Genomic DNA, 11,973 nt, shown 5'->3' on the forward strand with positions numbered 1-11,973 from the left:
CGTAGCCGGCGTGAAGTGACAAGGCCTTCCGGATTCCTCGAGAGGGAAACGCACGTATGAATGAGGAAAAGCTCCGCTACTTTCTCAAGCGGGTGACCGCCGACCTGCATGAGACCCGGCGCCGCCTGCATGAGGTGGAGTCGGAGGACCAGGAGCCCATCGCGATCGTCGGCATGAGCTGCCGCTATCCGGGCGGGGTCAGCTCGCCCGAGGACCTGTGGCGGCTGGTGTCCGAGGGCGGGGACGGCATTTCCGAGTTCCCCACCGACCGCGGCTGGGACATCGGGCGGCTCTTCGACGACAATCCGGACGGCGCGGGCACGAGCTATGTCCGGGAGGGCGGTTTCCTCCACGACGCCAACTACTTCGACCCGGCGTTCTTCGGCATCAATCCGCGCGAGGCCCTCGCGATGGACCCGCAGCAGCGGCTGCTGCTGGAGACCACCTGGGAGGTGTTCGAGCGGGCGGGCATCGACGCCACCTCCGTGCGCGGCACCCGTACCGGTGTCTTCGCGGGTGTCATGTACCACGACTACGCCTCGCGGCTGCGCGCCGTGCCGCCCGGTGTCGAGGGCTATCTCGGCACCGGCGGCTCCAGCAGCATCGCCTCCGGCCGGGTGGCGTACACCTTCGGCCTGGAGGGCCCCGCGCTCACCGTCGACACGGCGTGCTCCTCGTCGCTGGTGACCCTGCACCTGGCCATGCAGGCGCTGCGCAACGGCGAGTGTTCGCTGGCGCTGGCGGGCGGTGTCACCGTGATGTCGACGCCCGGCACGTTCACCGAGTTCAGCCGCCAGCGCGGGCTGTCCTTCGACGGCCGCTGCAAGTCCTTCGCGGCGTCCGCCGACGGCACCGGCTGGTCCGAGGGCGCGGGCATGCTGCTGGTGGAGCGGCTGTCGGACGCGCGAAAGAACGGCCACAAGGTGCTGGCCGTTGTCCGTGGCTCGGCCATCAACCAGGACGGCGCGTCCAACGGCCTGACGGCGCCCAACGGCCCGTCCCAGCAGCGCGTCATCCGCCAGGCGCTCGCCAGCGCCCGGCTGACGGCCGACCAGATCGACGTGGTCGAAGCACACGGCACGGGCACCACGCTGGGTGACCCGATCGAGGCGCAGGCGCTGCTCGCCACGTACGGCAAGGAGAAGCCCGCCGAACGGCCGCTGCTGCTGGGCTCCATCAAGTCCAACGTCGGCCACACCCAGGCCGCCGCCGGTGTCGCCGGGATCATCAAGATGGTCAAGGCCATCGAGCACGGCTATGTGCCCAAGTCCCTGCACATCGACGAGCCGTCGCCGCATATCGACTGGTCGGCCGGGGCCGTCTCGCTGCTGACCGAGGGCCGGCCGTGGCCGGAGACCGGCCGTCCGCGCCGCGCCGCCGTGTCGTCGTTCGGCATCAGCGGCACCAACGCCCACCTGATCGTCGAGCAGCCCCCGGCGGAGGACCCCGAGAGCGAGGAGGCCGCGGAGGCCCCCGCTGAGGGCACGGCGGCGCCCGCCGAAGGGACGGCGGCGCCCGCCGAAGGGACGGCGGCGCCCGCCGAAGGGACGGCGGCGCCCGCCGAAGGCACGGCGGCCCCAGCCGAGGGCACGGCGGCAACGGAGGCCCCCACCGCGGAGACGGCCGCGCCCCGCACCCTCCCCCTCCTGCCGTGGCTGGTCTCCGGCAAGGGCGAGGACGCGCTGCGTGCCCAGGCCGCCCGGCTCCACGCCTATGTGGCCGAACGCCCCGATCTTGACCCGGTGTCCCTCGGCCACTCCCTGGCCACCACCCGCGCCGCCCTGGAGAACCGCGCCGCCGTCATCGCCGGTGACCGCGCCACCTTCCTCGACCGCCTCGCCGCGCTCGCCTCCGGTGAGCCCGCCGCCGGGGTGGTCCAGGGCGTGGAGACCCGGGGCAAGCTGGCGTTCCTCTTCACCGGGCAGGGCAGCCAGCGCCTCGGCATGGGCCGCGAGCTCTACGAGACGTACCCGGCGTTCGCGGAGGCGCTCGACGCGGTGTGCGCCGCGCTCGACCCGCGCCTCGAACGGCCGTTGAAGGACGTGCTGTTCGGGGACGACGCCACCACGCTCGACCGGACCGGCTTCACCCAGCCCGCGCTGTTCGCCATCGAGGTGGCCCTCTTCCGCCTCGTCGAGTCCTGGGGCCTGAAGCCGGACGTGGTCTCCGGCCACTCCATCGGCGAGATCGCCGCCGCGCATGTCGCGGGGGTCCTCTCGCTCGACGCCGCCGCCCTGCTGGTGGCGGCCCGGGGCCGCCTCATGCAGCGACTGCCGGGCGATGGCGCGATGATCGCCGTCCAGGCGTCCGAGGACGAGGTGGCGCCGCTGCTCACCGAGCGCGTCTCGATCGCCGCGCTCAACGGCCCGACGTCGGTGGTCATCGCGGGCGACGAGGACGCGGCTGTCGCGATCGCCTCTGGTTTCGAGGCCCAGGGCCGTAAGACCAAGCGCCTCACCGTCAGCCACGCGTTCCACTCGCCGCTGATGGACCCGATGCTGGAGCCGTTCCGCAAGGTCGCGGAGAGCCTGACGTACGAGGCCCCGAAGATCCCGGTGGTCTCCCACCTCACCGGCGGCATCGCGCCCGCCGCGGAGATCGCCACCGCCGACTTCTGGGTCCGCCACGTCCGCGAGGCCGTGCGCTTCCTCGACGGCATGCGCGCGATGGAGGCGCAGGGCGTCACCACCTACCTCGAACTCGGCCCGGACGGGGTGCTGTCCGCGCTCGGCCAGGAGTGTCTGGCGGGCGAGTCCGAGCACGTGGCGTTCGCGCCCGCCCTGCGGTCCGGCCGCCCCGAGGCCGAGACCCTGACGACCGCCCTGGCCACCCTGCACACCCGGGGCACGGCCCCCGACTGGGCGGCGTACTACGCGGGCACCGGCGCCGAGCGCGTCGAACTGCCCACGTACGCCTTCCAGCGCGAGCACTACTGGCTGGACGCGGGCACCGCCTACGGCGACGTCTCCTCCGTCGGCCTCGGCACCGCCGACCATCCACTGCTCGGCACGGCCGTGTCCCTGGCCGACGCGGAGGGCTTCCTCTTCACCGGGCGGCTCGCGCTGGACACCCATCCGTGGCTGGCCGACCACGCCGTCATGGGCGCGGTGCTGCTGCCCGGCACCGCGTTCGTGGAACTCGCGGTGCGCGCCGGTGAGCAGGCCGGATGCGATCTGGTCGAGGAGCTCACCCTGGAGGCCCCGCTGATCCTGCCCGAGCGGGGCGGGGTCCAGCTCCAGATCGCCGTGGGCGCCCAGGACGACACCGGCCGCCGCGCCCTCGCCCTCCACTCCCGCCCCGACGAGGCCGGAGACGACGAGCCGTGGCTGCGGCACGCGACGGGCACCTTGGCGGCGGGCACGGCGGAGGGTTCGTTCGACCTGAGCGCCTGGCCGCCCGCCGGTGCGGAGCGCATCGACACCGACGGCCTGTACGAGGGCCTGGCCGAGGCGGGCTTCGGCTACGGCCCGGTCTTCCAGGGCCTGCGCACCGCCTGGCAGGGCGACGGCGAGGTCTACGCCGAGGTCGCCCTCCCCGAGGACACCGAACCCGGCGCCGCCCTCTTCGGCCTCCACCCGGCCCTGCTGGACGCCGTCCTGCACACCATCGGCCTCAGCGACCTGACCGAGAACCCGGGCCGGGGCGGACTCCCCTTCTCCTGGAGCGGCGTCCGCATCCACTCGGTGGGCGCGGACACGGTACGCGTCCGCCTGTCACCGGCCGGAAACGGCACGGTGTCCCTCCAACTCGCGGACGTGACGGGCACCCCGGTGGCCACGGTCGACCGCCTGGCCCTCCGCACGGTCTCCCAGGACCAGCTGACCACCCCGGGCACCGCCCCCGACGCCCTCTTCACGGTGGACTGGACCCCGATCCCGGCACCGTCCGAGCCGCTGCCCAACGACGACTGGACGGCCATAGGCCCCAACACGGCCTACCCGGACCTGGAGAGGTTGGCGGAGGCCGTCGCTTCCGGAACCCCCCTCCCGGAGTACGTGGTGGTGTCCCTGAACCAAGCCCGTCCGGCGTTTGAGGACACGCCCGAAGGGCGCCCGAGCGCGGCATCTCCAGCCCGTCCGGCGTTTGAGGACCGGGGCTCGGGGGCGGAGCATTCGGCCGATGCGACATCTCGAGCCCGTCCGGCGTTTGAGGACCGGGGTCCAGGGGCGGAGCCCATGGTTGCGGGAAGGGGCGGGATAGGGGAAAACCCCACCGAAGCCGCACACCAAGCCACCACCCAAGCCCTCGACCTGCTCCAAACCTGGCTGGCCGAAGCCCACTTCACCGACACCCGCCTAGTCATCCTCACGGACGGCACCAACCTCGCCCACACCGCCGCCCACGGCCTCATCCGCTCCGCCCAGTCGGAGAACCCGGGCCGCATCATCCTGGTGGACACCGACACCCACCCGGACTCCCTCGAAGCCCTCGAAGCCCTCGAAGCCCTGCCCACCGCCCTCGCGTCCGGCGAACAGGAACTCGCGGTGCGCGAAGGCACGGTGAAGGCCCCCCGCCTGGCCCGCGCCACCGTGACGGCCGAGAACCAAGCCCGCGCGTGGAACCCGGACGGCACGGTGCTGATCACCGGTGCCAGCGGCACACTGGGCATGCTCTTCGCCCGCCACGCGGTGACCGAGCGCGGCGCACGCCACCTCCTCCTGCTCAGCCGCCGAGGCGAGCAGGCCCCCGGCGCTGCCGAACTCACCGCCGAACTCACCGAGCTGGGCGCCGAAGTCCACTGGGCCGCCTGCGACGCGGCGGACCGCTCCGCCCTCGCAGAGGTCATCGCGTCCGTACCCGCGGCGCACCCCGTGACCGCCGTCATCCACACGGCAGGCGTCCTGGACGACGGAGTCATCGCCTCCCTCACCCCCGACCGCATGGCCCACGTACTGCGCCCGAAGGTCGACGCGGCGTGGAACCTGCACGAGCTGACGCAGGACGCGGACCTGTCCGCGTTCATCCTGTTCAGCTCCGCCGCAGGCGTCTTCGGCGGCGCCGGACAGGGCAACTACGCGGCGGCCAACGCCTTCCTGGACGCCCTAGCCCAGCACCGCCGCGCAGGCGGCCTGCCCGCCACCTCCCTCGCCTGGGGCCTGTGGGCCGAGCCCGGCGGCATGGCCGGAGACCTGGACGAGGCGGAACTCGCCCGCCTCCGGCGCGGTGGCATCGCCGCCATCACCGCCGACCAGGGCCGGGAGCTGTTCGACCTGGCGAACGCCACGGACGACGCGCTGCTGGTCCCCATGCCCCTCGACCTGGCCGCCCTCCGGGCGCAGGCAAGCGCCGGAATGCTGCCGCCGCTCTTCCGCGGACTCGTCCGCGTCCCGCCCCGCCGCGCGGCCCAGGCCGCCGCCGCGGCGCGGTCCGGCGCGCTCGCCCAGCAGCTGGCCGGGGCGGCGTCCGACGCCGAGGCCGAGGCCATCGTCCTCGGCCTGGTCCGTACGCAGGTGGCGGCCGTTCTCGGCTACGCCGGGCCCGAAGCGGTCGAGCCCCAGCGCGCGTTCAGCGAGGTCGGCTTCGACTCGCTCACCGCCGTGGAGCTGCGCAACCGCCTGACCGCGGTCAGCGGCGTCCGGCTGCCCGCCACGCTGATCTTCGACTATCCGACCCCCGCCGCCCTCGCCGCGTATCTGCGGGCCGAGGCCCAGGGCAGCCAGGAGGACGCGGCCGCGCCCGTGGCCGCCGCCACCGCACACGACGACGACCCGATCGCGATCGTGGCGATGAGCTGCCGTTTCCCCGGCGGGGTGACCTCGCCAGAGGATCTGTGGAAGCTGGTCACCGACGGCGCGGACGCCATCACCGACATGCCCACCGACCGCGGCTGGGACATCGAGTCGCTCTACGACGACGACCCCGACCAGCAGGGCACCAGCTACGCCCGCAACGGCGGATTCCTGCACGACGCCCACCACTTCGACCCCGTCTTCTTCGGGATCTCGCCGCGCGAGGCGCTCGCGATGGACCCGCAGCAGCGGCTGCTGCTGGAGACCACTTGGGAGGCGTTCGAGCGGGCCGGGATCGACCCGGCGGCGGTGCGCGGCAGCCGGACCGGTGTCTACACCGGCGTCATGTACAACGACTACGGCACCCTCCTGCACCGCGCCCCCGACGGCCTCGAGGGCTACATGGGCACCGCCAGCTCCGGCAGCGTCGCCTCGGGCCGGGTGTCGTACACCTTCGGCCTCGAGGGCCCGGCGGTCACCGTCGACACGGCGTGCTCGTCGTCGCTGGTCACCCTGCACATGGCGGTGCAGGCGCTGCGCAACGGCGAATGCTCGCTCGCGCTCGCGGGCGGTGTGACCGTCATGGCCACCCCCGGCACCTTCGTGGCCTTCAGCAAGCAGCGCGGCCTCGCGACCGACGGCCGCTGCAAGCCCTTCGCCGCCGCGGCCGACGGTACGGCCTGGGGTGAGGGCGTGGGCATGCTGCTGGTCGAGCGGCTGTCGGACGCGCGCAAGAACGGCCACCCGGTCCTCGCGATCGTCCGTGGTTCGGCCATCAACCAGGACGGCGCGTCCAACGGCCTCACCGCGCCCAACGGCCCGTCCCAGCAGCGCGTCATCCGGCAGGCCCTCGCCAACGCCCGGCTGTCCGCCTCAGAGGTGGACGTCGTGGAAGCACATGGCACCGGTACGACGCTGGGCGACCCGATCGAGGCGCAGGCGCTGCTCGCCACCTACGGCCAGGAGCACACCGACGACGAGCCGCTCTGGCTGGGCTCGGTGAAGTCCAACTTCGGCCACACCCAGGCCGCGGCCGGTGTCGCCGGGATCATCAAGATGGTCAAGGCCATCGAGCACGGCGTGCTGCCGAGGACCCTGCACGTGGATGAGCCGTCCCCGCACGTGGACTGGACAGCGGGCGCGGTCTCGCTGCTCACCGACCGGACGGAGTGGCCGGAGACCGGCCGTCCGCGCCGCGCCGCGGTGTCCTCGTTCGGCATCAGCGGCACCAACGCGCACACCATCATCGAGCAGGCCCCGGCAGAGCGGCCCACGGCCGCCGACGCGGCCGTACCCGACGAGCCGGGTCCGCTGCCGTGGATCCTGTCCGGCAGGAGCGAGACGGCGCTGAGCGCCCAGGCCGAGCGGCTGCTGGCCCACCTTGACGCCCTCGACGCCCACCTTGACGCCCACCCGGGCCCGCGCCCGGCCGACGTCGGCTACTCCCTGGCCACCACTCGCGCCGTCCACGACCAGCGCGCGGTGCTGGTCGGCACGGACCGCGAGGACTTCACCCGTGCCCTGGCCGCACTCGCCCGGGGCGAGGCGGCGGCCCAGCTGGTGCAGGGCACCGGGACGGCCGGCAAGAGGGCGTTCGTGTTCCCGGGGCAGGGGTCGCAGTGGGCCGGTATGGCGGTGGGGCTGATGGACGCCTCGCCCGTCTTCGCGTCCCGTATCCACGAATGCGCCGCCGCGCTCGCGGAGTTCACCGACTGGTCGTTGGTGGAGGTGCTGCGCGGTGCCGAGGGCGCGCCCTCGCTGGAGCGCGTGGATGTGGTCCAGCCGGTGCTGTTCGCGGTGATGGTGTCGCTCGCGGAGCTGTGGCGTTCGCTGGGTGTGGTCCCGGCGGCCGTGGTCGGCCACTCGCAGGGTGAGATCGCCGCCGCGTGTGTGGCGGGAGCCCTGTCGCTGAAGGACGCGGCGCGTGTGGTGGCGCTGCGCAGTCAGGCGATTGGCCGGGTGCTGGCGGGCAGGGGTGGCATGGTGTCGGTGGCGCTGCCGGTGGCGGATGTACGGGAGCGGATCGCGGCCTGGGGCGAGGAGCGGATCTCGGTGGCGGCTGTCAACGGCCCCTCCTCGGCGGTGGTTTCGGGCGAGCCCGAGGCGCTGGAGGAGCTTCTGGCCTCCTGCGAGGCGGATGAGGTGCGGGCGCGCCGGGTGCCGGTGGACTACGCGTCGCACTCCGCGCAGGTGGAGTTGCTCCGTGAGGAGCTGCTGGAGTTGCTGGCCCCCGTACAGCCGAAGAACGCCCAGGTGCCGTTCCTCTCCACCGTGACAGGGGAGTGGGTCGAGGGCCCGGAGCTGGACGCCGAGTACTGGTTCACCAACCTCCGCCGCACCGTCGAGCTGGAGAGCGCGATCCGACGCCTGCTGGACGAGGGCTTCGGGGTGTTCATCGAGTCCAGCGCGCATCCGGTGCTGACGATGGGTGTGCAGGAGACCGCCGAGGACGCGGGCCGGGAGGCCGCCGCGATCGGCTCGCTGCGCCGCGACGAGGGCGGCCTGGACCGCTTCCACACCTCGCTGGGCGAGGCGTGGACGCGTGGCGTCGGCGTGGACTGGGAGGCGGTGTACGAGGGGACGGGCGCGGCCCGCGTCGAGCTGCCCACGTACGCCTTCCAGCACGAGCGCTACTGGATCGAGGTGCCGCTCTCGGTGGGCGATGTCGCCTCCGCCGGTCTCGGCGCCGCCGGGCATCCGCTGCTGGGCGCCGCCGTCGAACTGCCGGACTCCGACGGCTTCCTGCTCACCGGACGGCTCTCCCTCCAGACCCACCCCTGGCTCGCCGACCACGCCGTGTCCGGCACCGTACTGCTGCCGGGAACGGCCTTCGTGGAGCTGGCGATCCGCGCCGGTGACCAGGTCGGCTGCGATCTGCTGGACGAACTGACCCTGGAGGCGCCGCTGATCCTGCCCGCCCGGGGCGGGGTCCAGCTGCGGCTGACCGTCGGCGCGCCCGACGCGAGTGGCCGCCGGGCGCTGGAGGTCTACTCCCGCCCGGAGCCGGACGCGGGCCGGGGCGACGCCTCGGAGCTGCCCTGGAGCCGCCACGCCAGCGGTGTCCTGGCCTCGGGTGACGCCGCCGACATCGGCGAGGGCCTGTCCGTATGGCCGCCCGCGGAGGCCGTCGCGCTCGACGTGGACGACCTCTACGAGCGGTTCGCGGCGGGCGGCTTCGGCTACGGCCCGGCGTTCCAGGGCCTGACGGCCGCCTGGCGGCGCGGCGCGGAGGTCTTCGCCGAACTACGCCTGGACCAGCGGCAGCACCGCGACGCCGCGCTGTTCGGGCTGCACCCGGCGCTGCTGGACGCCGCGCTGCACGGGGTCGCGCTCGGCGACTTCCTGGGCGCCGAGGCCGACGGGATCCGGCTGCCGTTCTCCTGGACCGGGGTCACCCTCCACGCGGCGGGCGCCACGGCGCTGCGCGTACGGATCGCCCCGGCCGGGCCCGACACGGTGGCCCTGACCGTCGCGGACGAGAACGGCGGCGCGGTCGCGTCGGTGGACTCCCTGGTGCTGCGGCGCATCGCCCCGGAGCAGCTGCGCGCGGCCCAGATGACCTACCACGACTCGCTGTTCCGGCTGGAGTGGGCGCCGGTGCCGGCGCCCTCGGCGGCCCCCGCGGCCGTCCGCTGGGCCCTGATCGGCCAGGACGCGGCGCACAGCACCGGCCAGGACGCCACGCACGACACGGATGCCCTCGGGCTCGTCGCCGCGCTGGAGTCGGCGGGTGCCGACTGCGCCGCCTTCGCCGACCTGGCCGAACTCGCGGCCGTGGTGGCCTCAGGCAGCCCCCGGCCGGACGTCGTCCTCCTCCCGTACACCGGCCCCCTCCCGTACACCGGCCCCGCCGGGGGCGGCGATGTGGCGGAGGGCGCCCGGCTGGCCACCCACGCCGCGCTGGACAGCGCGCTGTCATGGCTCGCGGAGGAGGGATTGGCTGGGGCGCGGCTGGCGTTCGTCACCCGGCGCGCGGTCGCCACATCCCCGGACGCCGAGGTGGACGATCTGGCGCGGTCGGCCGTATGGGGTCTGATCCGCACCGCCCAGACCGAGAACCCGGACCGTTTCCTGCTGCTCGACCTGGACGGTGACGAGACCTCGGCCGAGCTGCTGACGGCGGCCGTGACCGGCGGTGAGCCGCAGCTCGCCGTCCGCGCGGGCGCCCTCCACGCGCCCCGGCTGGCCCGGGTCGCCACTCAGGAGGTGGCCACTCAGGAGGGAGACCGGACGCCGGAAGGGCTGCCGGAGTTCGGCCCGGACGGCACGGTCCTGATCACCGGCGCCACCGGTGTCCTCGGCGGACAGCTCGCCCGCCACCTCGTGGCCGAGCGCGGTGTGCGGCACCTGCTGCTCAACAGCCGCCGCGGCCAGCGCGCCCAGGGGATGCCCGAGCTGGTCGACGAACTGACCGCGCTGGGCGCCGAGGTGAGCGTCGCGGCCTGCGACGTGGCCGACCGCGAGGCGCTGTCGATGCTGCTGGCCGAGGTGGATCCGGCGCATCCGCTCGCCGCCGTCGTGCACACCGCGGGTGTGCTGGACGACGGGCTGCTGCCCGCGCTCACCCCGGAGCGGATCGACGCGGTCTTCCGGCCGAAGGTGGCCGCGGCGCACAACCTGCACGAGCTGACCCGCGATCTGGACCTCTCCGCGTTCGTACTGTTCTCGTCCGCCGCCGGAACCTTCGGCGCGCCGGGCCAGGCCAACTACGCGGCGGCCAACACCTTCCTGGACGCCCTCGCCGCGCACCGCCGCTCCGCCGGGCTGCCCGCGCTCTCGCTGGCCTGGGGTCTGTGGGAGCAGCGCAGCGCGATGACCGGTGGCATGGCGGACGCGGACGTGGCCCGTATGGAGCGCTCCGGGATGGCGCCGCTGACCTCGCGGGACGGTCTGGAGCTGTTCGACACGGCGTGCTCGGTGGGCGGTGCGGCGGTGCTCGTACCGCTGCACCTGGACATCGCGCCGCTGCGCGAGCAGGCCGCCGACGGCGCGCTGCCCGCCGTCTTCCGCGGGCTGGTCCGGGCCCCGGCCCGGCGCCGTACCGTCTCCGCCGGGGCGGCCGACACCGGCGGCCCCTCGCTGGCGCGGCGGCTGGCCGGGCTGGCCGAGGCGGAGCGCGAGCGGGCCGTGCTGGACCTGGTCCGCGGCCAGGCCGCCGCGGTCCTCGGCTTCGCGGACGCGGAGGCGGTGGGGGCCACCCGGGGCTTCCTGGAGCAGGGCTTCGACTCGCTGACCGCCGTCGAGCTGCGCAACCGGCTGGGCGCCGCGAGCGGGCTGCGGCTGCCCCCGACGCTGCTGTTCGACCACCCGACGCCCGAGCTGGTCGCCGGGCAGTTGCTGGCGCAGTTGGCCGGTTCGGTGGCCGCCGAGGGCGGCGCGGTCTCGGACGCGGCACGTGCGGAGGCGGCGGGCGCGGAGCCGTCGGCCGTGTTCGGCGCGATGCTGCGGGAGGCCGGGGAGCGCGGTGAGCAGGAGGAGTTCACCCGCCTGCTGATGGACGTCTCGCGGTTCCGGCCCTCGTTCGCCAGCGCCGCCGAGCTGGACAGGGCGCCCGCGCTGGTGCGGCTCTCACGCGGTGAGACCGGGCCCGCGCTGGTGTGCTTCTCCTCGATCCTGTCGATCGGCGGCCCGCACCAGTACGCCCGGTTCGCCACCGGATTCCGCGGCCACCGGAACGTCTGGGCACTCGGCAACCCCGGCTTCGTCGCCGGGGAGCGGCTTCCGGCCAACCCGGAGGCGGTGGTCGAGGCGCAGGCCGAGGCGGTGCTGCGGGAGACCGACGGGGCGCCGTTCGTACTGCTGGGCCACTCCTCGGGCGGGCTGCTCGCCCATGAGGTGGCCGCGCGGCTGGAGAGCACCGGGGTCTTCCCGGACGCGGTCGTCCTGCTCGACATCTACTCCCATGACCGCGACGCCGCCGTCGCCCTCCAGCCCGGGCTGAGTGCCGGGATGGACGAGCGCAGCGCGGGCCAGGTCCCGGTGGACGACACCCGGCTGCTGGCCATGGGCGCGTACTTCCGGCTGTTCGGCGAGTGGCGCCCCAAGGAGGTCAAGACCCCAACCCTGCTGGTCCGGGCCGCCGACCGGCTCTTCGACTGGTCCCGCGACGGCGACTGGCGCTCGTACTGGCAGCTCCCGCACACCGCGCTCGACGTGCCGGGGAACCACTTCACGATGATGGAGCAGCACGCCGAGACGACGGCCCGGACCGTGGAGGACTGGCTGTCCTGACCGACGGACGGCC

1 protein-coding gene is annotated in these 11,973 nt (G+C 74.2%); it reads left to right on the plus strand.

The window, feature by feature from the left end:
• Positions 1 to 56 precede the first annotated feature (56 nt).
• Positions 57 to 11,960, plus strand: a complete 11,904-nt coding sequence (locus JK364_RS08940; protein ID WP_201849377.1) for a type I polyketide synthase — start codon at positions 57 to 59, stop codon at positions 11,958 to 11,960.
• Positions 11,961 to 11,973 lie beyond the last annotated feature (13 nt).

This window comes from Streptomyces endocoffeicus (assembly GCF_016741935.1).
Lineage (GTDB): Bacteria > Actinomycetota > Actinomycetes > Streptomycetales > Streptomycetaceae > Streptomyces > Streptomyces endocoffeicus.